At 55.5% G+C, this 21811-nt stretch carries 26 protein-coding genes and 1 tRNA gene; 22 read left to right on the top strand and 5 right to left on the bottom strand.

Features of this window, described 5'->3' with window-relative positions; all coding sequences use genetic code 11:
* Window positions 1–26: 26 nt before the first annotated feature.
* The 14 genes from pstC (at window position 27) to WC370_09895 (ending at window position 9446) form a co-directional block, all read left to right on the top strand.
* On the top strand, window positions 27–893 hold the full coding sequence (gene pstC, locus WC370_09960) for a phosphate ABC transporter permease subunit PstC (GenBank protein MFA5309790.1): 867 nt from the start codon (window positions 27–29) through the stop codon (window positions 891–893).
* The gene (gene pstA / locus WC370_09955; protein MFA5309789.1) at window positions 874–1725 is read left to right on the top strand and encodes a phosphate ABC transporter permease PstA; all 852 of its coding nucleotides are present in this window, start codon (window positions 874–876) and stop codon (window positions 1723–1725) included. Before pstC ends, pstA begins: the two co-directional genes overlap by 20 nt.
* Before the next feature lies 1 nt (window position 1726).
* Window positions 1727–2521, top strand: a complete 795-nt coding sequence (gene pstB, locus WC370_09950; protein ID MFA5309788.1) for a phosphate ABC transporter ATP-binding protein PstB — start codon at window positions 1727–1729, stop codon at window positions 2519–2521.
* 21 nt (window positions 2522–2542) lie between these two features.
* The gene (gene phoU / locus WC370_09945; protein MFA5309787.1) at window positions 2543–3211 is read left to right on the top strand and encodes a phosphate signaling complex protein PhoU; all 669 of its coding nucleotides are present in this window, start codon (window positions 2543–2545) and stop codon (window positions 3209–3211) included.
* 17 nt (window positions 3212–3228) lie between these two features.
* Window positions 3229–3927 (top strand): response regulator transcription factor, encoded by a 699-nt coding sequence (locus WC370_09940; GenBank protein ID MFA5309786.1) that lies wholly within the window; start codon window positions 3229–3231, stop codon window positions 3925–3927.
* 202 nt (window positions 3928–4129) lie between these two features.
* Complete coding sequence (locus WC370_09935; GenBank protein MFA5309785.1) at window positions 4130–4606, top strand: methylglyoxal synthase; 477 nt, start codon at window positions 4130–4132, stop codon at window positions 4604–4606.
* A 4-nt stretch (window positions 4607–4610) separates the two neighbouring features.
* The gene (locus WC370_09930) at window positions 4611–4859 is read left to right on the top strand and encodes a hypothetical protein (protein ID MFA5309784.1); all 249 of its coding nucleotides are present in this window, start codon (window positions 4611–4613) and stop codon (window positions 4857–4859) included.
* 9 nt (window positions 4860–4868) lie between these two features.
* Complete coding sequence (locus tag WC370_09925) at window positions 4869–5141, top strand: hypothetical protein (GenBank protein MFA5309783.1); 273 nt, start codon at window positions 4869–4871, stop codon at window positions 5139–5141.
* The gene (locus tag WC370_09920) at window positions 5141–5323 is read left to right on the top strand and encodes a hypothetical protein (protein ID MFA5309782.1); all 183 of its coding nucleotides are present in this window, start codon (window positions 5141–5143) and stop codon (window positions 5321–5323) included. The genes WC370_09925 and WC370_09920 overlap by 1 nt, the downstream gene beginning before the upstream one ends.
* Window positions 5324–5378: 55 nt before the next feature.
* On the top strand, window positions 5379–5735 hold the full coding sequence (locus tag WC370_09915) for a hypothetical protein (protein MFA5309781.1): 357 nt from the start codon (window positions 5379–5381) through the stop codon (window positions 5733–5735).
* 122 nt (window positions 5736–5857) lie between these two features.
* Window positions 5858–8329, top strand: a complete 2472-nt coding sequence (locus tag WC370_09910) for a glycoside hydrolase family 2 protein (protein ID MFA5309780.1) — start codon at window positions 5858–5860, stop codon at window positions 8327–8329.
* Window positions 8330–8343: 14 nt separating this feature from the next.
* Window positions 8344–8829 (top strand): hypothetical protein, encoded by a 486-nt coding sequence (locus WC370_09905; GenBank protein ID MFA5309779.1) that lies wholly within the window; start codon window positions 8344–8346, stop codon window positions 8827–8829.
* Window positions 8830–9072: 243 nt separating this feature from the next.
* Window positions 9073–9225 (top strand): hypothetical protein, encoded by a 153-nt coding sequence (locus WC370_09900; GenBank protein MFA5309778.1) that lies wholly within the window; start codon window positions 9073–9075, stop codon window positions 9223–9225.
* A gap of 65 nt (window positions 9226–9290) precedes the next feature.
* Complete coding sequence (locus tag WC370_09895) at window positions 9291–9446, top strand: hypothetical protein (protein ID MFA5309777.1); 156 nt, start codon at window positions 9291–9293, stop codon at window positions 9444–9446.
* 73 nt (window positions 9447–9519) lie between these two features.
* Here the strand turns inward: WC370_09895 and WC370_09890 are convergent, their stop codons facing one another.
* Window positions 9520–9822, bottom strand: a complete 303-nt coding sequence (locus tag WC370_09890; GenBank protein ID MFA5309776.1) for a GYD domain-containing protein — start codon at window positions 9820–9822, stop codon at window positions 9520–9522.
* Between the two features lie 232 nt (window positions 9823–10054).
* On the opposite strand from WC370_09890, the gene WC370_09885 reads away from it, so the two are divergent.
* From WC370_09885 to WC370_09855, 7 genes are all read left to right on the top strand, one after another.
* Window positions 10055–10456 (top strand): PaaI family thioesterase, encoded by a 402-nt coding sequence (locus WC370_09885; GenBank protein MFA5309775.1) that lies wholly within the window; start codon window positions 10055–10057, stop codon window positions 10454–10456.
* Between the two features lie 354 nt (window positions 10457–10810).
* Window positions 10811–12718 carry an AMP-binding protein gene (locus WC370_09880; protein ID MFA5309774.1) on the top strand — a complete coding sequence of 636 codons (1908 nt, stop codon included), beginning with the start codon at window positions 10811–10813 and terminating at the stop codon, window positions 12716–12718.
* Window position 12719: 1 nt separating this feature from the next.
* Complete coding sequence (locus WC370_09875) at window positions 12720–13616, top strand: branched-chain amino acid ABC transporter permease (protein MFA5309773.1); 897 nt, start codon at window positions 12720–12722, stop codon at window positions 13614–13616.
* 214 nt (window positions 13617–13830) lie between these two features.
* Window positions 13831–14886: a branched-chain amino acid ABC transporter permease gene (locus tag WC370_09870; protein ID MFA5309772.1), complete on the top strand. Its 1056-nt coding sequence runs from the start codon at window positions 13831–13833 to the stop codon at window positions 14884–14886.
* 76 nt (window positions 14887–14962) lie between these two features.
* Window positions 14963–16270, top strand: coding sequence for an ABC transporter substrate-binding protein (locus WC370_09865; GenBank protein MFA5309771.1), 1308 nt, complete (start codon window positions 14963–14965; stop codon window positions 16268–16270).
* A 224-nt stretch (window positions 16271–16494) separates the two neighbouring features.
* On the top strand, window positions 16495–17286 hold the full coding sequence (locus tag WC370_09860) for an ABC transporter ATP-binding protein (protein MFA5309770.1): 792 nt from the start codon (window positions 16495–16497) through the stop codon (window positions 17284–17286).
* Window positions 17277–18560: an AMP-binding protein gene (locus WC370_09855; protein ID MFA5309769.1), complete on the top strand. Its 1284-nt coding sequence runs from the start codon at window positions 17277–17279 to the stop codon at window positions 18558–18560. The genes WC370_09860 and WC370_09855 overlap by 10 nt, the downstream gene beginning before the upstream one ends.
* Window positions 18561–18748: 188 nt before the next feature.
* Here WC370_09855 and WC370_09850 read toward each other — a convergent pair whose 3' ends face one another.
* The 3 genes from WC370_09850 to WC370_09840 are packed head-to-tail and all read right to left on the bottom strand — an operon-like array spanning window position 18749 to window position 20410.
* Window positions 18749–19285 carry a GNAT family N-acetyltransferase gene (locus tag WC370_09850; GenBank protein ID MFA5309768.1) on the bottom strand — a complete coding sequence of 179 codons (537 nt, stop codon included), beginning with the start codon at window positions 19283–19285 and terminating at the stop codon, window positions 18749–18751.
* A 25-nt stretch (window positions 19286–19310) separates the two neighbouring features.
* Window positions 19311–20165, bottom strand: a complete 855-nt coding sequence (locus WC370_09845) for an ABC transporter ATP-binding protein (GenBank protein MFA5309767.1) — start codon at window positions 20163–20165, stop codon at window positions 19311–19313.
* The gene (locus WC370_09840; GenBank protein MFA5309766.1) at window positions 20162–20410 is read right to left on the bottom strand and encodes a hypothetical protein; all 249 of its coding nucleotides are present in this window, start codon (window positions 20408–20410) and stop codon (window positions 20162–20164) included. Before WC370_09840 ends, WC370_09845 begins: the two co-directional genes overlap by 4 nt.
* Before the next feature lie 199 nt (window positions 20411–20609).
* Between WC370_09840 and WC370_09835 the strand changes: the two genes are divergently transcribed.
* A tRNA-Ile gene (locus WC370_09835) sits at window positions 20610–20684 on the top strand.
* 624 nt (window positions 20685–21308) lie between these two features.
* Here the strand turns inward: WC370_09835 and WC370_09830 are convergent.
* Complete coding sequence (locus WC370_09830; GenBank protein ID MFA5309765.1) at window positions 21309–21713, bottom strand: hypothetical protein; 405 nt, start codon at window positions 21711–21713, stop codon at window positions 21309–21311.
* Window positions 21714–21811 lie beyond the last annotated feature (98 nt).

Below are 21811 nucleotides of genomic sequence, written 5' to 3'. Positions count from 1 at the left end.
CATCCCGTCCATAAGGAGTTGGCATTATGTCCCGCTATTTAACCGACCGTATAACCCGCTACGTGGTATTTATCTGTGCCACCCTGTCTTTTATTATCCTGCTGGCCATCGCCATCTTTATTTTCAAGGAAGGCCTGCCGGCGCTGAAAGAAATCGGCGTTATCAAGTTCATTTTCGGCGATGTGTGGCGGCCTAACCAGGGTCAGTTCGGCATCCTTACCATGATTGTCGGCTCGGTGGTGGTGACCGCCGGCGCGCTGATTATGGCCGTGCCGCTGGGCATCGCCTGCGCCATACTCCTCGCCGAGGTAGCCCCGCCCAGGCTCCGCCGCTTCCTCCGTCCCTCCGTCGAGTTGCTGGTAGGCATACCCTCGGTCGTTTACGGCCTGGTGGGCATGGTGCTGCTGATCCCGGCCATCCGCCATATCGGCGGTACCGGCTTCAGCGTTCTGGCCGCTTCCATCGTCCTGATGGCGATGGTGCTGCCCACCATCATCAGCATCAGTGAAGACGCCATTCGGGCGGTGCCGGTCTCTTATAAGGAAGGTGCCCTGGCGCTGGGTTCCACCCACTGGCAGACCATCTGGAGGGTGCTGCTGCCGGCGGCGCGTTCCGGCATCGGTGCCAGCATCGTGCTGGGCATGGGCCGGGCGGTAGGGGAAACGATGGCCATGATTATGGTTATCGGCAACGCCATTATCTTTCCCAAGACGCCTTTAGACCCGGCGCGTACCTTGACCGGCAACATCGCCCTGGAAATGAACTATGCCTCCGGCATCCATGAAAGCGCCCTTTTTTCCACGGGCATCGTGCTATTTGTCTTTATTATTATACTCAACAGCATCGCCGTTTTTGCTTTAAAGAGAGGTTCCCATGCGTCGAATCTCGCCTAAAACAACCCAGAACCTGGCCATGATATGGATATGGGGCGGGGGGGCTATAACCGTCCTGATTCTGGTGGTGGTCATCGGGTACGTATTGTTTCAGGGTCTTCCCGGTTTGAGCTGGAGCTTCCTTACCACGCCGCCCAAGGGCGGTCTTTCGGCGGAGGGAGGCATCTCCACCATCATCGTCAGCACCTTCTACCTGGTGGCGGTGACCATGGTTCTCCTGATACCGATAGGGCTGTTCGCCAGCATATACCTGGCCGAGTACGCGCCCAATAACGCGTTGACCCGCTTTATCCGGTACGGGGTGGAAGTGCTGGCGGGGGTGCCGTCCATTATCTTCGGCCTGTTCGGTTTTGCCTTGCTGGTTACCGCCTTGCACCTCAATTTTTCCATTCTTTCCGGGGCTTTAACGCTGGTGTGCCTGCTTTTACCCACGATGATACGCACCTGTGAGGAAGCTATCCGGGCCGTCCCTTACACTTTTAGGGAAGGGGCTTTGGCCATGGGCTGCACCCGCTGGCAGATGGTATCGCAGGTGCTGTTGCCCACCGCTCTCCCCGGCATCGTTACCGCTATCATCCTGTGCGTGGGCCGGTCTATCGAGGAGACCGCCTGCCTGTACGTGACCCTGGGCAACTACTACGGCATGCCCACTTCGCTGCTGTCTCCCGGCCGTAGTTTATCACTGCACGTTTACTACCTCGCCACGGAGACCCGCGCCTTTGATAAGGCCATGGCCACCGGCGCGGTGTTGATCATCACGATAATTGCCATCAATACCATTACCAACTGGCTGGCTTATCGCTTCCAGAAACGGTTGAAAGGTACGGCCTGATATGACGATATACAATGAAGCCTGTGATTGCGGCAAAGTCAGCGCTAAAGATATCAACCTGCGCTACGGCAAATTCCAGGCGCTGCGCGGCATTTCACTGGAGATTCCTCAGTGCGCCATCACGGCCATCATCGGCCCTTCCGGCTGCGGCAAATCATCCTTCCTGCGCCTGCTCAACCGCATGAATGACATTATCAGCGGGGTCAAGGTGGACGGCGTTCTCCAGCTTGACGGCGTCTCTATCTATGATAAGTCCATTAACGTGGTGGACCTCAGGAAACGCGTCGGGATGGTCTTTCAAAAGCCCAACCCCTTCCCCATGTCCATTTATGATAATATCGCCTTCGGGCCGCGGCAGCACGGTAATAACAACCGCAAGTACCTGGAGGAAATAGTGGAGAAAAGCCTGCGCCGCGCCGCCCTCTGGGATGAGGTGAAAGAAAAGCTGGGGCAGTCCGCTTTATCCCTCTCCGGCGGGCAGCAGCAGCGTCTCTGCATCGCGCGGGTGCTGGCGGTGGAGCCGGAGGTAATCCTCATGGACGAGCCCTGCTCCGCGCTGGATCCCATCGCCACCCTGAAAATAGAAGACCTGATGCGGACTTTAGCTAAAGACTATTCCATCATCATCGTCACCCATAACATGCAGCAGGCGGCCCGGGTATCGGATATGGCCGCCTTTTTCATGATGGAGGAAGACCGCGCCGGCATCCTGGTGGAGTACGGCAGTACCACCCAGATTTTTACCAATCCCAGGGACAAGCGCACCGAGGACTACATCACCGGGCGTTTCGGTTAAGAGGATAAGGAGGATTTCCCCATGGAAATCAGGACCGAATTTCATAAGAAACTCGGCGAGATTCAGAGCGATGTGGTGGTCATGGGCAGCATGGCGGAAAAGGCTATCATGCGCTCCATGCAGGCGCTCAAGGAAAGAGACCTGCCGCTGGCGGAGCAGGTGCTGGCGGATGACATAAAGGTAAACAAGAAAAGGTTTGACATAGAGGACAAGTGCATCCAGCTGCTGGCTACCCAACAGCCTATCGCCAGTGACCTGCGCATCATCATGTCGGTGGTTAACATCATCACCGAGCTTGAAAGAATCGGTGATTACGCGGAGGGCATCGCCAAAATAGTGGTCATGATCGGCGACGAACCGCCCCTGAAGCCGTTAATCGATCTGCCGCGCATGGCGGAAAAAACGGTGGCCATGCTGGAGCAAAGCATGCAGGCCTTTATCAGCCATGACGCCGCCGCCGCGCGGCGTATTGCCGTGGCGGACGATGAAGTGGATGATCTCTATAACCAGGTCTTCAGGGAACTTATCAGCTTCATGGTGGAAGACCCCAGGACCATTACCCGTGCTACCCAGCTTATCTGGGTGGCGCATAACCTGGAGCGCAGCGCCGACCGCGTTACCAATATCTGTGAGCGGGTTGTCTTTACCGTCACCGGCAAAATGGAAGAAATCGGGGCTTCCAAATACTAAAAAATTGCAGGTTATTTATGAGCAAAGTTTTGGTTGTTGACGATGATAAAAACCTCCTTGAAGTCCTGAAATACAATCTGGAGAATGACGGCCTTGCCGTGGTCACCGCCGAAGACGGCATCCAGGCGCTGGAAATAGCGCGGCGGGAAAAGCCGGACCTCATTCTGCTGGATATCATGCTGCCCGGCATAGACGGCCTGGAGGTGTGCCGGATACTGCGCAAGGAAATATCGGCGCCTATCCTGATACTCACCGCCAAGAGCGAGGAAATAGACAAGGTGGTGGGGCTGGAGCTGGGCGCCGACGACTATATCACCAAGCCTTTCAGCATCCGGGAGCTGATGGCCCGCATCCGGGCGATGTTCCGGCGCTCCCAGTGGGCGGAACCGCCGGCCGCCTCCGAGTCGCCGTCTCATGCGGTGCTCAAAGCGGACGGCCTGGAAATGGATATCGCCGGGCACCGTGTTTTTCACCAGGGCACGCCCGTCAAGCTCAGTCCCAAGGAGTTCGACCTGCTGGCTTACCTGATGCGCAACCGGGGGCAGGTATTCAATAGGGAACAGCTGGTGGAAAAGGTGTGGGGCTATGATTACGGCGGCACCGCCCGCACCGTTGACGTTCACGTGCTCTCTCTCCGCCGTAAAATCGAGGAAGACCCGGTCAAACCCAGGCGCCTCGTCACCGTGCATGGCTTCGGGTATAAATTTGAAGGGTAGCCTCAAATAATATCCCCGCCATACCCGTGGCGGCGGGGTACGGGTTAAAGGCATCGCGGGCAAAGGCTATGATTTCAGCTTCCCGCCTCCGGCCGCCTCTTCTTCTTAACATAAATTTAAACAACATATAATCAGACCCTAACACATTCTTAACCCGGCCTTAAATTCTCTTTGTTAACCTGTAAATAGATTGAGCAGACTGGTGGTTGTTAAAAGAATCGGGAAAGGAAAGAAAATGGCCAAGATAGCCCTGGCTTTGATTGCCCATAACGCCAAGAAAAAAGACATGATATCCCTGGTAAAAGCCCACCGTCAGGAGTTGAGCGATATTGACCTGATTGCCACCCGGAGTACCGGGCAGATGATTGAGGCGGAAACGGGCCTGCCGCTGACTTTGATGCAGAGCGGGCCCAAGGGCGGCGACCAGCAGATAGGCGCGCTGGTGGCCAGCGGGGACGTAAAGGCGCTGATATTCCTGCGCGACCCTCTGACCGCGCAGCCGCACGAGCCGGACATTACCGCCCTGCTGCGCGTTTGTGATGTGCATGACGTGCCTCTGGCTACCAACCTGACCACCGCCGAGGCGCTGCTCCACCTGATATTTGAGCACCCGGAAGCGCTGGGCGGGCATCACCTGGCGGCGCAATACCTGGAAGATATGGCCGCCGTCCATGATTAGCACTATGAAATACGAAACAGGAAAATCTTCATCCGAGAATATCCAGTACCGCAAGTACCGCCTGAACCCGCGGAAATGCGCCGTGGTTATCGGCGATATAGTCACGCCGGAAACGGTAGTCGGCATGGAGCATGAGACCGGCCAGCCGGTCAGGGCCGGCATCCGGGGTCAGGTTATAACCATGTACCATAACCCCAATAATGACTCGCTGGTAATGCTGGCGGTCATCAGCGCGGACAAACGGGAGAGATAAGGACCGGAGATGAACACAGCCCTGGCTACATACCAATCATTGCTGAACGGCATCCGGTACCAGCGTTATGAAGTCGACCCGGCTATAGACGTCCTGAAAACGGGCGATATGGTCACCCCGGATACCATCGTCGGGTTTCACCGGCATACCAGCCGGCCGGTTACCGCCGGGCTCAGCGGCCGGGTGCTGGCGATATACTTTAACCGGATACACGGTTCGGTCATGATGCTGGCGGTGGCCGGGCGCATGACGGCCGGTATTAATAATATGTGGAGGAAATAATGGGAGAATTATACCCGGATAAAATAGATATGTATCTCATGCGGCAAAGCCCTGGCTGGCAGGATGAAAAAGACCTGGCGGAAGTAGCCGTGGCGGAAGCGCCTTGCCTGGATAACGTGCTGCCGTCGCTCGCGCCCCAATCCGATTCTGCTGCCGGAGATGACTGCGGCTACGCCAGCTAAACCTTGACCGCCTTATCTCCTTTTACCTGAGTAAGTATTGAGGAGTGTGGATTTAGTGTGGTGTCTGGTACTGGTGAGGTTTCTGCCGGGTGGTTCGCTTTCGCCGGTGGAGCTGTTCTCAAGACTGAATGCAAAATGGAGCTATGTAGAAAACAAGGATTGTCCGGCGCCGGAAAGCAGCGGCGCCGCTAAAGGACCTTCAAACCAGTCGCCCGGGTACGGCATTTGCCTCGCCGACTATGCATCAATCGAGCAATTGTCCCTGGACCTGGCCATCATGCCGGGGGCGGGGATTTCTAGTGTTGAGGTGGTACCGCTGGCCCCCGGGATGGAATCGCCGTCGCTTGAAATTAATCTCCGCCATCTTGCCGCGGCCGGAATGATACCGTCAGACAAATTCCCCGCGCATTGATGAATTATCCTCTCCCCCGCTTCCGGTATAAAATCCCTGTCTGTTTACTGCCCGCGTCTGCCCCCATTTGCACAACCCGCCCTGTAGTGGGAAAATAGGGCGGACGATTTTAGGGGGTGTTTATGCGGACTATCGATCTTTCTGGCCAATGGCGTCTCCGGCCATCGGGGAAAAAAGAGCTTATCCGGGCGACCGTGCCCGGCTGCGTCCATACCGACCTTCTGGCCGCCGGTAAAATCCCCCCTCCCTTCCACCGCGATAATGAAAGCGAACTGCAGTGGATAGGTGAAACGGACTGGCTTTACACGCGGGAGTTCGTGGTGCCGGCGGATTTCCTCCAACATGAGCGGGTTCTCCTCCGCTGTGAGGGGCTGGATACCTTCGCCGTCATTACCGTCAACGCTAAAGAAATCGCCCGCACGGACAATATGTTCCGCACCTGGGAGTTTGACGTTAAACACGCGCTCCAGCCGGGCAAAAACAGGATTCAGGTCCGTTTCAACTCCACCATCCCCTATATTAAAAAACATGAAAAAGAGCGCCGCCTCCCCGCCTGGAAAGGCCCTCTGGACGTGCCGGGGGGCGGCTGGGTGCGCAAAGAGCCGTGCAATTACGGCTGGGACTGGGGGCCGGTGCTGGTCACCTGCGGCATCTGGCGTGCTATAAAACTAATCGCTTTCAATACCGCCCGCATCGGCGATGTGCGCCTCGGCCAGCGGCGACTTAAAGACGGCGGCGTTGCCCTGGATGTCACCGCCGCCATAGAGTCCTTGGGAAAAGACGCTGTTACCGCTGTTGTCACCGTATCTCACGGTAAACAAATACTGCAAGCCGCCGCCCCCTTCAAGCGGGGGCGGGCGCGCGTTACTTTTAATATTAAAAAACCCGCCCTCTGGTGGCCTAACGGCATGGGTCGGCAGCCGCTTTATAATGTGACGGTGAATGTCTTGAATAAGGACGGCTTTACCCTGGATAGCGTCGCCAAACGCATCGGACTGCGCACGCTGAAGCTCTGGCGTAAAAAGGATAAATGGGGCGAGTCCTTCGGCTTTGCCGTCAACGGCGTGCCCTTCTTCGCCAAAGGCGCCAACTGGATTCCGGCGGACGCTTTCGCCCCCCGCCTCACCCGTCAGGATTACGCCGACCTTCTGCAAAGCGCCGCGGCGGTCAACATGAACATGCTGCGCGTCTGGGGCGGCGGCATTTACGAGGATGATGTTTTCTACGACCTCTGTGATGAGCTGGGCATCTGCGTCTGGCAGGACTTCATGTTCGCCTGCTCTGCTTACCCGGCCTTCGACCCCGCTTTCCTGGAAAATGTCCGGCGGGAGGCGGAGGACAATATCCGCCGCCTGCGGCACCACGCCTGCCTCGCTTTATGGTGCGGCAATAACGAGCTGGAGACGGGACTGCTGGCCGATAAGTGGGACGCTGCCCATATGAGCTGGGAGGACTACTCGAAGCTCTTCGATGTGCTGCTGCCGGATATCGTCAAACGGCTGAACCCCGCCCGGGATTACTGGCCGTGCAGTCCCCACGTGCCCCACGGCGACCGCATGAAATTCGCCGATGACCGCTGGGGTGACGCCCATCTCTGGGCGGTCTGGCACAGCAAACAGCCTTTCGAGTGGTACCGCACCAGCCGGCACCGCTTCGCCAGCGAGTTCGGTTTCCAGTCCTTCCCGGAGCCCAGGACCGTTTACGCTTACACCGCCCCCGCCGACCGCAATATTACCAGTTATGTGATGGAGCACCACCAGCGCAGCGATATCGGCAATACCGCCATCATGACCTATATGCTGGACTGGTTCCGCCTCCCCAGGGATTTTGACAGCACCCTCTGGCTGAGCCAGGTGCTCCAGGGTGTGGGTATGCAGTACGCTATCGAGCACTGGCGGCGTATCATGCCGCGCAGCATGGGCGCGCTCTACTGGCAGCTTAACGATTGCTGGCCGGTCGCCGGCTGGTCGTCCATAGATTACCATCACCGCTGGAAGGCGCTGCACTATCTGGCCCGCCGCTTTTACGCCCCGGTGCTGGTCTCCGGCCTGGAGGATGCTAAAAAAGGCGTCATAGATATCTACATTACCAGCGACCTTTTAGAAAGCTCCGCAGGCGTTCTCTCCTGGCGGGTCACGGACGTTAAAGGCCGGACGCTTTTAAGGGGAAAGAAATCGGTGGTCATCGCCTCGCGCCTGAGCCGCCGCGTGCACGTTCTAAAACTCGCCGACCTCGTAAAAACCCACACCACCCGCGACCTCCTTATATGGGTGGAGCTGGCGGTACGGGGCAAGGTCGTCTCGTCCAATCTCATCTCCTTTGCCCGCCCCAAGCATTTAGAGATGGTGCCGCCGGACATCACGGCCCGGGCGCGCCGGGAAAAGGGGGGGAGCACTACCGTAACCCTCACCGCTAAAGCCCCGGCGCTCTGGGTCTGGCTGGAGCTTGAAGGTGAGGACGCCCGCTTTTCGGATAGCTTTTTCCACCTGCGTCCCGGCCGCCCCGTTAAAATAGCCGTTCATACGGAAAATCCGCTTTCCCTGGAGGATATTTCCCGCCGTCTGCGCGTCAGGAGCCTGGTAGATACTTATTGAAAAAGGAGATGAAAATGCCTGCGTCTAAATATGAAAAGTACGTTACCCGTAAACCGGCTGTCATTACGGCGGACTATAAGGAGTTCGTGCCGGAAGGCGAAAAAATCCCGCTGCGCACGCCGGTGGACACCGGGCCGATGGTCATCTTCTCGAAAGATTTCGTGCCGGAAGCGAGTTCCATTATCGAGTACGGCATTGTCTCCGGTGACATGGTTATCGGGGACGGCAGCTTCGTCAATAAACACAAGCACGACTACGCGGAAATTTTTATGTTTTTAGGGACCGACCCCCATGACCCCCGCGACCTCGGGGCGGAGGTGGAGTTCTGGATAGGGGAGGGGCCGGACCTGGAAAAGATAGTTTTCACCACCTCCTCCAGCATCTACGTGCCGCCGGGCACGGCCCACTTTCCCCAGATATGGCGTAAGGTGAAAAGGCCGGTCTTTACCGTGGTGGTCATGCCCGGTCTCGTTAAAAAGGAGCTGAAACCGGTGGCTTGAAGACCGTTTTGCCGTAGCTTACCGGCAATTGGCGAAATAAGCGACGGAAAAGCATTGTCGTCTGGATGCTTTTCGCTAAGTAGTAATACCTATTAAACCGTATTTCAATTAAGTATCCGGTCAGACGTTATTTGTGGTCTTCCTTTGTTACTATTAAGATGAAGGTTGCATTGGGTGCGGCGGTATTATGCCTGGCCGCAGCGTCCCCGTCACCCGGTAACCCTTCGACCGGAGGCATTTTTAATGAAATGGGAATTCGTCATCGCCCTGATTATCTCGGTACCGATTATTCTCTTTCCGGCGGCTTACGTCTGGCACACTAACGCCGGCGGCTTTTTTCACGCCAGGCGGGAAGCTAAAGCCAGGCGACTGGCCCACCAGGGTGAGCCTAAGTAATAGTTGACATAATATATACGGCATAATATAGTCCCTTATTCATCCGTTGTTGGGGGAAAACATAAATGGAATGGCAGATATTGATTGCCCTGATAATCGCGATACCGGTAATTCTTTTTCCGGTGGCGGTAATCTGGTACCTGAATATCGGCGGCATGTTCAACGCCGTTAAAGAGTTCTTTGGCCGGAAGGGCGCGCATTACAGCAAGAAAGACGCCTAGCCGCTGCGCTAACTGTAGCTTGTCCTGAATCGGCGACCGTACGGTCGCCGATTTTTTACTTTCTAGTGGATGTTTACCACGGGCTTTCCCGGTTCTTCAGGGTGCTTACCAGGTCGTCGATGGGTATGGCGGTAAGCGTTAAGGTCTGGGTGGTGCCCCTGGCGCTCAGCCGTATCGCCAGCTTGGCGATGGCCTCGTTGCTGGGCGCTTCCAGGATGTTGATAAAATCGTACTGCCCGAGCAGGGCGTACTGGGTCAGTATCTTTACCCCCATGAATTCCGTTTCTTTGTTGATTTGCTTGAGCAGCTCGGGGTCATCCTGTAAAGCCTTCCTCCCGGCGTCGGTAAGGGTGGTTAACATTAAGTAAACGGACATCATAATCTCCTTAAGGCATAGTATCTGGCTTTTATTATGGACGTATCCCGCCCCCCTTTGTCAACCTCTGAACAGTTGTCATTCCAGCGCAAGCTGGAATGCGGGAGTGTGGATATGGTGAGGAGTCTATTAACTATTAACTATAAACTGCAAACTGTAAACTGCAAACTGTCTCCTCTCTTCTCTCCTTATGCTATAATGAAGCGTAATTTTAGCATAAGGGGAGACCAAAGTGCCGGAAGATAATGTTGCCAAACTCAGAGCCGCGGAAGCCGGAGAGCCTATAGCTTCCTTTTTAAAAATGAGGCTGGTGGAGCTGACGCCCGGCTGCGCCAAAATCTCCATGACGCTCACGCCGGAGCACCTGAACTTTAACGGCATGGTCTTCGGGGGCATCGTCATGGCCGTGGCGGACCAGGCCTTCGCTTACGCCACCAACTCGCTGGTCAGCCCCTCCATCGCCTCCCAGTTCAATATCCACCTGATTTCCGGTGCCGCCCCCGGGGACACCCTCACCGCAGAGTGCCGCGTGCTAAAAAGCGGCCGGCGCATTGGTGTCTCGGAAATGACCGTCACCAACCAGGCGGGCAAACTCATCGCCAAAGCCACCGGCACCACCGTGGTCACGGGGTAACAGTTTAAATCTTGAAACCACATCATCAAGGCAAAAAACTACCCCTCCTCCGTTTTCCCCCTCTCTGCCAGCGGAGAGGGGGAATTAAAGGGGGAAAGGTCGGTAAAGCTCATCTCCCTTGATTGACAGCCTCGTTTTATCTGTGGTAAGCTGGTCTCGTTATATGAAACATATAGCTATCCCTTGCCCCGAGGTGGAACAACAGAAGTTCATCTTTAGCGGGCGCACAGGAGGTGCGCGCGGGAGGGTTTAGGTTTCGTTACTGAATTATTAGACTGGCTATAGCTATAAGCAACGATTACAAATTGCCTCCCCAACGCGGGAGGCAATTTAGTTTACGGGTCTGTTTATTAAATGGAAAAAAGAGAAACGATTCCCCAGATTATCAAGAGCAACCGGGACAGGTGGGGCGACCGCACCGCCATGTCCATGAAAATGTTCGGTATCTGGCGCCGCTACACCTGGCGGGAATACTACGATAACGTTAAGTACTTTTCATTAGGCATGATCGGGCTGGGCCTCCGGCGCGGCGATGTCACCTGCATTATCGGCGATAACGAGCCGCCGTGGTTCTGGAGCGAGTTCGCCGTGCAGGCGGCCGGCGGCATCGCTACCGGCATTTACGTGGACTCCATCCCGTCGGAGGTCAAATATACCGCCGAGCACTCGGACGCGAAATTCGCCGTGGTCAACGACCAGGAGCAGACGGATAAGTTCCTGGAAATCAAGTCGGATCTGCCGCTTTTACAGAAGGTGATTTACTGGGACTCCAAGGGCCTGCGCAACTATGACGACCCCATGCTTATCAGCTTCAACCAGGTAATCGAACTGGGCAAGGATTATGAAAAAACCCACCCCGGCCTTTTTGAAAGCAATCTGGAAGCCGGTCGTGGCGATGATGTGGCTTTCATCTACTACACCTCCGGCACCACCGGTCTGCCCAAGGGCGCTATGATGACCCACCGCGCCCTCATCACCACCGCCCGGGGCTTTATTGACCGCTATCCCATGGACGAAAGGGACAACCTTATTTCCAACTTCCCGGCGGCCTGGGTGGGGGACAGCTATTTCGCCACCATTCCCCACCTGCTGACCGGCGCCAGACTCAACTTCCCGGAGGAGCCGGAAACTATCGCCGAGGACACCCGTGAAATAGGCCCGAACTTCGTCATTTACGGGCCGCGGCAGTGGGAGGGGCTGGTCAGTGAAATCCAGGTCAAGATGCTGGACGCCTACTGGCTCAAGCGCCTCGCCTATAAGCTGCTGCTGCCGGTGGGCCACAAAATCGCCGATATGAAGTTCGCAGGCCATACCCCCAGCCTGTTCTGGCGCGTCCTGCACGGCATCGCTTACCTGCTGCTTTTCCGCCCCCTTAAAGACCGCCTCGGACTGAACAAGGTGCGTTTTGCCGTCACCGGCAGTTCGGTTTTAAGCCTGGACACTTTCCGCCTGATTCACGCCATCGGGGTGGAGCTGCGGCAGTGCTACGCCAGCACGGAGGCCGGCCTTATCTCTTCCCACGGTAAGGGCGAAATTAAGTTTGAAAGCGTGGGCCGCCCGGCGCTGGGAACGTCTTTGCGTATTACCGCCGAAGGTGAGCTGCTGGTCACGTCCGACTGCATGTTCATCGGCTATCATAAAAACCCGGAAAAGACCGAGACTACACTAATCGACGGTTGGTGCCATACCGGGGACGCCGTCAATCTCAACGATCAGGGGCACCTTATTTTCATGGACCGGCTGGAGCACATGGGCCTGCTGAAGTCCGGCGCCAAGTACGCCCCGCAGTACATCGAAGGCCGTCTGCGCTTTAGTCCCTATATCAAGGATGCTATGGTCATCGGCGGGAAAGACAAGGATTACGTCTCCGCCATTTTGAATATCGACTTCGCTATGGTGGGCAAGTGGGCGGAACGCAATCGTATCCCTTACACCACCTTCGTGGACTTGTCTCAGAAAAAAGAGGTGGCGGACCTGTTGCGCCGGGACCTGGAGCGCGTTAACGGCTACCTGCCGGAGGCGTCCCGGGTGCGCAAGTTCGTTCTCCTGCATAAAGAGTTTGACCCTGACGAGGCGGAGCTGACGCGCACCCGCAAGCTGCGTCGGGAGTTCATGGAGCAGCGCTATAAGGACTTGATCGACGCTTTATACAGCGGTCTGGACCGGATAGATGTCCAGGCGCCCGTTACCTACCGGGACGGCCGCAAGGGCGTGGTGACCACCGGCATTCAGGTTAGAAGTATGCGGGGGGAGGCTTCCTGATATGAACTGGGGGGAGTTGCTGCAATTCGTCATCACCGGCATTTCGGTGGGCATGGTCTATGCCCTCATCGCCTTGAGCTTCGTCCTCATCTGGAAGTCCAGCAGCGTGGCCAACCTGGCGCTGGGACAAATCGTGCTTATATCTGCCTGGTTCAACTACTCCATGTTCGTTTCCCGCGGGCTGCCGGCGGTTGTTTCCGCTTTGCTGGTCATCATCTTCGCCGCCATTATCGGCTTCCTGATTGAACGTATTACCCTCCGCCCCCTCATCGGACAGCCCATTCTCTCGCTTATCGCTGTGACGCTGGGCATCGGTTATTTCCTGGAGGGCCTTGTCACTTTCATTTGGCCCGCCAGCACCGCCGGCTTCGGCGATAAGCCTTTCTTACCGCGCAGTGTCATCCATATCGGTTCGGCGGTCATTTCCCAGGAATACGTCTGGGTTATCGTTATCTGCATTGTTGTCTTCCTGTTGTTGAACCTGTTCTTCCGCTATCATAAAATGGGCATCGCCATGCGCGCCACCGCGGACGACCAGATGGCGGTGCAGGCCTGCGGCATACCGGTGACGCGGGTGTTTTCCGTGTCCTGGATGTTCGCCTGCGTGGTAGCGGCTATAGGAGGCATCCTCATTTCCAGCATCGGCAGTATTTCCGGCGGCCTGGTGGAGACCGGCCTTAAGTCCTTCTCTGTGGTTATCCTCGGCGGGCTGGACTCCTTCGGCGGCGCCATCATCGCCGGGCCGATTATCGGCCTGGCGGAAAGCCTGGGCGGCGGCTACCTGACGCGCTTTCTCTGGTCCGGCGTGCGGGATGTTATCCCCTTCGTGATTATCATCATCGTCATGGTCATTAAACCTCACGGGCTTTTCGGCGAGGAACGGATAGAGAGGATATAATTGACTTTCCTGTGCGGTTGGCCGGCATCGGTATCGCCGGTGATTACGGTAATTAGCTGTAAATTTCGTCTCCCTTTGCTAAAGGGAGATGGAGAAGGGTTTAGCGCATGACTTTCCTGTGCGGTTGGCCGGCATCGGAGTTGCCGGTGATTACGATAATTAGCTGTAAATTTCGTCTCCCTTTGCTAAAGGGAGATGGAGAAGGATTCAGCGCATGACTTTACCCGGCGGGGTCAGAAATTTCAGCTATGGGGAAGACATGGCCATCGTGCGTACCAAAACGCAGTGGACGCTGCTGCTCGTTTTCTTCGTCTTTCTCTTTACCATGCCGCTTTATTTAAGCAATTTCTGGCTGGGCGTCATCAACACCATGGGCATCACTATGATTGCCGCCGTTGGCCTGAATATCCTGGTGGGCTACTGCGGGCAGCTTTCCATCGGGCACGCCGGCTTCATTGCCGTGGGCGCTTACACCTCCGCCATCCTCACCAACCGCCTGGGCGTGCCGTTCCCCGCCGCTCTCCTCGCCGCCGGGCTGGTCTCCGGCCTGGTGGGTATCGTCTTCGGCCTGCCGTCGGTCCGGGTCAAGGGATTTTACCTGGCCATCACCACCATCGCCGCTCAGTTCATCATCATCTGGGTCATCAATCACTGGAGTTACACCGGCGGCTTCAACGGTATCTCTGTGCCTTATGCCTCCATCGGCGGGCTGGTTTTCCGCTCCAAGACCAGCCAGTTCTTCCTGGTGGCCGTCATGGCCGTCATCTGCATCTTCCTGGCCAAGAACCTGGCCCGCACCAAGGTCGGCCGCGCTTTCATCGCGATACGGGATAATGACCTCGCCGCGGAGGTCATGGGCGTCAACCTGCTTTATTACAAACTGCTGGCTTTCTTCATCGGCTGCTTCTTCGCCGGTATTGCCGGTTCTCTCATGGCCCACACCACTTATACCCTCGCCCCGGAGCAGTTCAGCTTTAATGATTCGATTCTCTATATCGGCATGATTATCATCGGCGGCCTGGGCACCTCCCTCGGCCCGATACTGGGTGTCGCCTTTATCGTCTTACTCCAGAAAGTGTTGCTGCCTATTTACCTGGTGCCCTGGCTGGAGCATACCTTCACCAGCTTTCCGGCCGGTTTCGCTTCCGGCGTGGCGCCTGCTGTCTTCGGCCTCATCCTGGTCATGTTCCTGATTCTGGAGCCGCGCGGGCTGGCGCACCGCTGGGCGCTTTTCAAGGCCGCTTACCGCTTGTGGCCTTTCTCATATTAGCTGAAGGAGGATTTAACCATGTAGCCTTTAACAAGCCAATGCTAATGACTACTTGATATTTCTTGAGGAGGGATTAATGAAAAACAAAAAACTGCTTGTTATTACCGCTGTTATCTGCCTGGTATTACTTATAACTTCCGTGCCGCTGTTCGGGGGCTGCTCCTCGGACAACTCCGCGACCACCTCTGATAGCAAGGAAGGCAAGACGCTTAAGGTGGGGATTATGACGCCCACCACCGGCGCCGCCGCTTCCAAGGGTGGCCCGTTGCGCGATGGCAACATGGACTGCATCAAGTACATCAATGAGGAGCTTGGCGGCGTCAACGGCTACCTTATCGATGCCGAGAACCTGGACAGCCAGTATAAGTCCGATCAGGCGGTTATCGACATCAACAAATTCATGGACGATGGCTGCATCTTCTTCACCACCTCTTCGTCTACCGAGATGAACTATGTCCAGGAAATTGCCAACCGCGCCGGTTTCCCCGGCCTGGTAGCCTATTCCTCGCCCACCAACTACCATCCGCCGCAGCACATCTACGGCCAGATGCCGGATTACGGCGATGACTGGACCGCCTTCACCGAGTATTATCTAAATAATATCTGGACGGGTACCGGCAAGCCTAAGATGGCCCTGATGCTGCTCAATAACCCCACCGGCGCCGGCGCGCTTAATGCCGCCAAGGCTATGGCCGATGAGCTCGGCGTCGAGATTCTGTGGGACGGCTCCTACGGTAAGGGCTTTGAGCACACCGCCACCACCACCAGCGAGACCGATGCCCTCACCCGCATTAAGGCTATGAACCCGGATGTTATCTATATCTCCAGCATTCCGGAAGCCGCGTCCGTTATCATCAAGAACGCCAGGGACTTGGATATGCTCCCCGGCGTTACCTTCGGCCTCTGTCACGCCGCCATGACCAAGAAGGTGGTTGACCTCGCCGGGGCGAGCGCCGCGGAAGGCGTATATGGCGTCTTCCCCACCGTGGAATGGACGGATAATTCACCGGCTATCGCCAAGATGAAGGAATACGCCACTATGTACCACCCCGATGACGTGAATAACGGCGACTATATGGCCGCCTGGGCGCAGAGCCTCATCATCGCGGAAATTCTCCAGAAAGCGCTGGACGCCGTGGGCTATGACGTGCTGTCCAAAGGCGACGCCGAGGCCTGGGAAGCGGTGGAACAGTACGGTTTCCAGACGCTTGAAGGTTATGACGTCGGTGGCCTGCAAAGCCCGGTAAGCTATGTCTCCGGGGATAACCGCCTGGGCAAGTCCCTGCGCATCGTGCAGGTCCAGAGCGGCTCTATCGTGGCTGTCACCGGCTGGGTGGAAGCGCCCCTCATCAAATATGAGGACTATTCCTGGTTCGGGCAATAGCCATAACCGTAATTGGGAGGAGCGATTTATAACCAACTGTCATTCTGAGCGCAGCGAAGAATCTCGGCGGGGAGGGGTGGAAGACACCACCCCTGATAGGGAAACACTATAGGATTGTCATTCTGAGCGCAGCGAAGAATCTCGGGGTGGGGAGGGGCAAAAGCCCCCCACCCCGCTCCCCCCCGGTCTGGCTTTTAGGTTATAATAAGGAGCAGGAAAAACAAATGCTCAAGCTGAACAGCATTGAGGTCACCTATCTCAATGTCATCAGGGTACTGCACGGCGTATCCCTGGCGGCGGAGGATGGCGCTATCATCGCTCTCCTCGGCGCCAACGGCGCCGGCAAAAGCACCACCCTTAAAGCCATCTCCGGCCTCCTTCACATTGAAGAGGGCGCCGTGACCGATGGCTCGATCGAGTGGAACGGGGAGCGCATCGACAAAAAAGGCGCCGAGCATATCGGCAAGCTGGGCATCATCCAGGCGCTGGAAGGCCGCCACGTGTTCGAGCACCTCACCGCCGAGGAAAACCTGCTGGTGGGTGCCCACAATCGCCGCGACCGCCGCGCTGTGAAGCAGGACCTGGAAATGGTCTATCACTACTTCCCCCGCCTAAAAGACCTCCGCCGCAATACGGCCGGCTATCTTTCCGGCGGCGAGCAGCAGATGGTGGTCATCGGCCGCGCCATGATGGCCACCCCCAAGCTCATGATGCTGGACGAGCCGTCCCTGGGACTGGCCCCGCTGCTGGTGGAAGAGATATTCGATATCATTAAGCGTTTCAATACGGAGCAGAAGACCTCCATCCTGCTGGTGGAGCAAAACGTGCGCATCGCCCTCAGTATCGCCCACTACGGCTATGTCATGGAGAACGGCAGGGTGGTGCTGGACGGCAGCGCCGATTTCCTTAAGAATAACGAGGACGTTAAGGAATTTTACATGGGGCTTTCCGCCCTGGGCACCAAGAAAAGCTACCGCGATGTCAAGCACTACAAGAGGAGAAAGCGATGGCTGTAAGCGCTAAAAAGGACGAGTATTTCGATGACCTGGAGACCATGGCGCCGGCAGCCCGGCGCGCCTACCAGGAAAAACGTCTGTCCGACCACATCGCCTATACTTACCGCCGCGCCCCCGCCGTGAAAAAGCTCCTGGACGGCGCCGGTTTAAAGCCCTCACAAATTAAGTCCGTTAAAGACCTGGAAAAGCTGCCCGTCACCCGCAAGACGGACCTCATGGAAATGCAGCAGGCCTCCCTGCCTTACGGCGGCGTCCTCACCATGCCGGTTGCCAGCGTGGAGCGCGTTTTCGTTTCCCCCGGCCCCATCTATGAGATTCAGCCCTCCCGCTGTAAGTGGTTCGCCAAAACATTCTGGGCGGCCGGTTTCCGTAAGGGCGATGTAGTCATCAATACCTTTACTTACCACATGTCTCCCGCCGGCATCCTCTTCCACGAGGGCATCCGGGGCTGCGGGGCGACGGTCGTGGTGGCCGGCACCGGCAATACCGACCTCCAGATACAGGTTATGAAAGACCTCGGGGTAACCGGTTTCTGCGGTACGCCCAGCTTTTTAAACACGATATTTAAACGTATTGAGGAAACGGGTAAAAGCTTTAAGCAGGACTTCTCCGTCAAACGCGCCTGGTTCACCGGGGAAATGCTACCCCCCTCCCTTCGCCGGACCTTTGAAAACGACTATGCTATAGACACCTATCAGGCTTACGCCGTGACGGAGCCGGGCGGCGCTATCGCTTACGAATGTAACCACAAGTCCGGTATGCACCTTATGGACGAGTATGTCACGGAAATCATCGACCCCGAGACCGGCCAGCAGCTGGGCCCGGGGCAGGTGGGGGAAATCGTTACCACCCAGCTCCACCATAAAAACTGGGGGCTCATCCGCTTCGGCACCGGGGATTTATCGTCTTATATTACGGAAAAGTGCCCCTGCGGCCGCACCGCCCACCGCCTCACCGGCATTATCGGTAGGGCAGGGGACGCGGTAAAAGTGCGGGGCATGTTCATCGTCGCCAAACAGGCCGAGCAATCTATTATGTCCTTCCCCCAGGTCGCCCGCTACCAGTTAGTCGTTGGCCGCCGCCTCCACCGCGACGAAATGACGCTTAAGCTGGAACTGAAAGACGCCGGGGTTGACACCGGCAAATTATCACTTGACATAAATGATAAGTTCCAGGACATCTGCCGCATTAAAATCGACCGTATAGAAGTCTGTACCCCCGGCACTATCCCTGAAAAATCCCCCGCCATCCTTGACGAACGCAAGTGGGAATAAAATCCGTTGTCATGCTGGAGTCCCGATTTTATCGGGACGAAGCATCTGGTGTGGGGTATTTCCGCCATCCTTGACGAGCGTAAGTGGGAGTAACCATTCTGTCATGCTGGAGTCCCGATTTTATCGGGACGAAGCATCTGGCGGTGGGGTATTTCCGCCACCCTTGACGAAAGATAATGGGAATAAACTTACGCCACGGAGTCTCGCCTTTTTGGCGCTTGCCATTCATAACGGCATGTATGCTGAATTTTCCCCTGTAAGCGTTCCATTCCATCAAATTCAAGTAAAAAACCGCATTTTTCTAGCACCTTGCGGGATGCCGTATTATTGGCATGACAAACACCGGTAATTGTATCCAGTCCCAGTTGTTCCGTAATCATCGGTAAAAAAGATTTTACCGCTTCTGTTGCATATCCTTTTTGAGTATAACGTTTCCCGACATGATAACCTATTTCCCAGCGCTGGCCAATCGGCGCTACCTGTACATGACCTATGTGTTGACTGTCTTTCAGCAATATGGGGTAAACCAGAGGGGCGTTCTCACTGCCGTAGCAGGATATAAGGTAATGAATTGTGTCCAACGCATCTTCTTTTGTCTCAAACACCTCATCCGGTATAAAATTCCGGTTATCTTCATCGAGCGAATTTAGGTGAACACTCTCGGCCATGTCTTCATCAAATACAGTGATGATAAGCCTGTCTGTTTCGATGTGTACCGTATGCATTTTCTTTCTTATTGAGAAGATAAGTTTATTTCTTCTCTTCGCCCAGGTAGGCGGCGATAACCTGCGGGTTGTTCTTGATTTCTTCCGGCGTGCCCTCGGCTATCTTCTTCCCGAAGTCCAGCACCACAATCCGGTCCGCTATATCCATCACCACCCCCATGTCATGCTCCACCAGCACGATGCAGCTCACCCCATCCCTTAAAACCGGCGTGTCCGGGTACGTTACCCCCTGCCCCTCGAATATATCGATAATGAACCGGGCTATATCCTCTTTTTCTTCCAGATTCATCCCGGCCATCGGCTCGTCGAGCAGCAGCACCTTCGGCTCCAGTGCTAAAGCCCTGCCCAGCTCCACCCGTTTGCGCATGCCGTAGGGGAGCATGCCCACCGTCTGCTTTCTGATCGACTCTATTTCCAGGAAGTCGATGATGTCTTCGACGGTCTTGCGGTGCGTTACCTCTTCTTTATGCGCCCAGCCGAAGTACAGCGCGCTGGCCAGGAAGTTCTGCTTCATCACCACGTGCCGCGCCGCCATGATATTGTCCAGCGTGCTCAGGCCGGTGTACAGCTCGATGTTCTGGAACGTCCGCGCCAGTCCCAGTTTGGCGGCCTTGTCCGGGCGGATGCGGGTAATGTGCTGCCCGTCGAAGTATATCTCGCCGGCCTGCGGCTTGTAGAACCCGTTGATGCAGTTGAGGATGCAGGTCTTGCCCGCGCCGTTGGGCCCGATAATTGCCAGTATCTCCTTGTCCCTGATGTCTATGGATATATCCGTCAGCGCTTTCACCCCGCCGAAGGACAGGGAAAGCTGTTCGATTTTAATCCTGGCCCCGGCGGCGACTGGCCTGGCCGCCGTTTCTTGGTTATCCGGTATCGTCATTTCTTGCCTAACAGTCCGTCCCGGTAGCCGGTGGCACTGGCGCACCCGGTGCCCTCACAGCCCAGCTTCCGCCCCAGTTTCCTGCTCTTCTTCTTGAGAATCTTGGCGGCCTCTTTATTGTCTTTGGTGTATTTCTGTTGGCCGCTGCATTTTATAGTGCCGTCCCGGGAGACAATCAGCGTTACCTCATCGCCCACAGCTTCACATAATATTGTAGTGGCAGTAATTTCCCAGTCAACCATCATATCCCGTCCCGGCCTTTCAGACCACCTTTATCTTACTATTTATCCGAATCTAATTCAAACGTGACTTGTGTCGTTGCGATGAGCGCAGCGGCGCCGCAATATCACTGCGTTTTCCCCCTTGTGGCCAGCTTGATATTGATATGCTGTCAGGGTAAAATAGTTGGGGTGGTAGGGACGGCGGCGGAGTGTATTTTCACAGGGGCTCGTAGCTCAGCGGCAGAGCGGGCGGCTCATAACCGCTTGGTCCCAGGTTCGATCCCTGGCGAGCCCACCATGTACTTTAGCAGCGAAGCGGCAGAGTGGTCCCGATTCATATCGGGATTGGTCTTCTAGGTTCGATCCCTGGCGAGCCCACCATGTACTTTAGCAGCGAAGCGGCAGAGTGGTCCCGATTCATATCGGGATTGGTCTCCCGATTCTATCGGGACGAGCCCACCTTCCAATCCCGTTAACCTGCGTAAAAACGTTCCGGTATATCTAAGGAAAGCGTTTATTACAGATAATAACGGTCAGCCCAGGGAACAGGTACGGACTTACCCGTGACATCCAGGCCTACGTCCGCCACCGCGCTGATAAACAGGACGGCAAAACTACCGGGACCAGAAAACACGTGGAAATTCATCTCCTCATTTCCGAGCTGGATAATTTGCTCTTGCATATGTCAGACCGCGACCCCGTTGTTGCCGCCGCCCGGGAAAAACTTTCCGAACTGAAAACTTTAATCAAGAAAACTTTGGACATCAAATAAAATCCCCGAACAAGCTGCTCACCTTGCCCCGCCTTTATTATGTAAATCTATCTCCCCCCGTACGTCACACGACATAACATATATTGTGCGCCCCACGATTCTGCTTATTCAGGAACTTCTTTGAGTGTTGACATAATGGCATGCTGAGAACTATCTAAATAGCGATGATACTAAAACTCTCGCATCATTGTTTTTTGTTTTTACGAGTTGTTCAACAAAAATATTTGTAGTTAACGCTATATTGTATTGCGACTTAAAATAGTCCCTTATTCTTGCTAGCATGTTCTTTCCATGAACTAAAGTATGCCTTCTGTTGATATCATTCCAACATGCATCAAAAGAAGGCTTAATATCTTTATAAGATACAGATACTTCTTTTTGAATTGAATGTCGATTATAGAACTCCAAGTATTTTGGGAAACAGTTATCATATTCAGAATCATATAAATTTTCCAGAAAATCGTGCATCTTATTTTTATCATCTTGTGGAACCAAAGATAGTAATAAATCCTCACCTAAGAATAAATTTGACCTTTCCCCCGTAAATAATGCCATTGGCTCTTAGAGTTCTCTGCTAGAATATAGCGAACGGGAGGACTCGAAATGCAGCGCAAGAAGTACACTGAAGAGCAGATTATCCAGGTGCTAAAAGA

It is taken from the genome of Dehalococcoidales bacterium (genome assembly GCA_041652735.1).
Lineage (GTDB): Bacteria > Chloroflexota > Dehalococcoidia > Dehalococcoidales > RBG-16-60-22 > RBG-13-51-18.
Note: the sequence above shows the minus strand (reverse complement) of the source record. Positions and strands in the feature narration are given on the sequence as shown.

Excerpts from the sequence above, each read along its gene's own strand:
- WC370_09875 (MFA5309773.1), top strand. The coding sequence starts at position 12,720 with ATGAACTGGGGGGAGTTGCTGCAATTCGTCATCACCGGCATTTCGGTG.
- pstB (MFA5309788.1), top strand. The coding sequence starts at position 1,727 with ATGACGATATACAATGAAGCCTGTGATTGCGGCAAAGTCAGCGCTAAA.
- WC370_09905 (MFA5309779.1), top strand. The coding sequence starts at position 8,344 with ATGCCTGCGTCTAAATATGAAAAGTACGTTACCCGTAAACCGGCTGTC.
- WC370_09850 (MFA5309768.1), bottom strand. The coding sequence starts at position 19,285 with ATGCATACGGTACACATCGAAACAGACAGGCTTATCATCACTGTATTT.
- WC370_09860 (MFA5309770.1), top strand. The coding sequence starts at position 16,495 with ATGCTCAAGCTGAACAGCATTGAGGTCACCTATCTCAATGTCATCAGG.
- WC370_09930 (MFA5309784.1), top strand. The coding sequence starts at position 4,611 with ATGAAATACGAAACAGGAAAATCTTCATCCGAGAATATCCAGTACCGC.
- WC370_09865 (MFA5309771.1), top strand. The coding sequence starts at position 14,963 with ATGAAAAACAAAAAACTGCTTGTTATTACCGCTGTTATCTGCCTGGTA.
- WC370_09840 (MFA5309766.1), bottom strand. The coding sequence starts at position 20,410 with ATGATGGTTGACTGGGAAATTACTGCCACTACAATATTATGTGAAGCT.
- WC370_09890 (MFA5309776.1), bottom strand. The coding sequence starts at position 9,822 with ATGTCCGTTTACTTAATGTTAACCACCCTTACCGACGCCGGGAGGAAG.
- WC370_09920 (MFA5309782.1), top strand. The coding sequence starts at position 5,141 with ATGGGAGAATTATACCCGGATAAAATAGATATGTATCTCATGCGGCAA.
- WC370_09855 (MFA5309769.1), top strand. The coding sequence starts at position 17,277 with ATGGCTGTAAGCGCTAAAAAGGACGAGTATTTCGATGACCTGGAGACC.
- WC370_09845 (MFA5309767.1), bottom strand. The coding sequence starts at position 20,165 with ATGACGATACCGGATAACCAAGAAACGGCGGCCAGGCCAGTCGCCGCC.
- phoU (MFA5309787.1), top strand. The coding sequence starts at position 2,543 with ATGGAAATCAGGACCGAATTTCATAAGAAACTCGGCGAGATTCAGAGC.
- WC370_09880 (MFA5309774.1), top strand. The coding sequence starts at position 10,811 with ATGGAAAAAAGAGAAACGATTCCCCAGATTATCAAGAGCAACCGGGAC.
- pstC (MFA5309790.1), top strand. The coding sequence starts at position 27 with ATGTCCCGCTATTTAACCGACCGTATAACCCGCTACGTGGTATTTATC.
- pstA (MFA5309789.1), top strand. The coding sequence starts at position 874 with ATGCGTCGAATCTCGCCTAAAACAACCCAGAACCTGGCCATGATATGG.
- WC370_09925 (MFA5309783.1), top strand. The coding sequence starts at position 4,869 with ATGAACACAGCCCTGGCTACATACCAATCATTGCTGAACGGCATCCGG.
- WC370_09830 (MFA5309765.1), bottom strand. The coding sequence starts at position 21,713 with ATGGCATTATTTACGGGGGAAAGGTCAAATTTATTCTTAGGTGAGGAT.
- WC370_09900 (MFA5309778.1), top strand. The coding sequence starts at position 9,073 with ATGAAATGGGAATTCGTCATCGCCCTGATTATCTCGGTACCGATTATT.
- WC370_09910 (MFA5309780.1), top strand. The coding sequence starts at position 5,858 with ATGCGGACTATCGATCTTTCTGGCCAATGGCGTCTCCGGCCATCGGGG.
- WC370_09870 (MFA5309772.1), top strand. The coding sequence starts at position 13,831 with ATGACTTTACCCGGCGGGGTCAGAAATTTCAGCTATGGGGAAGACATG.
- WC370_09895 (MFA5309777.1), top strand. The coding sequence starts at position 9,291 with ATGGAATGGCAGATATTGATTGCCCTGATAATCGCGATACCGGTAATT.
- WC370_09940 (MFA5309786.1), top strand. The coding sequence starts at position 3,229 with ATGAGCAAAGTTTTGGTTGTTGACGATGATAAAAACCTCCTTGAAGTC.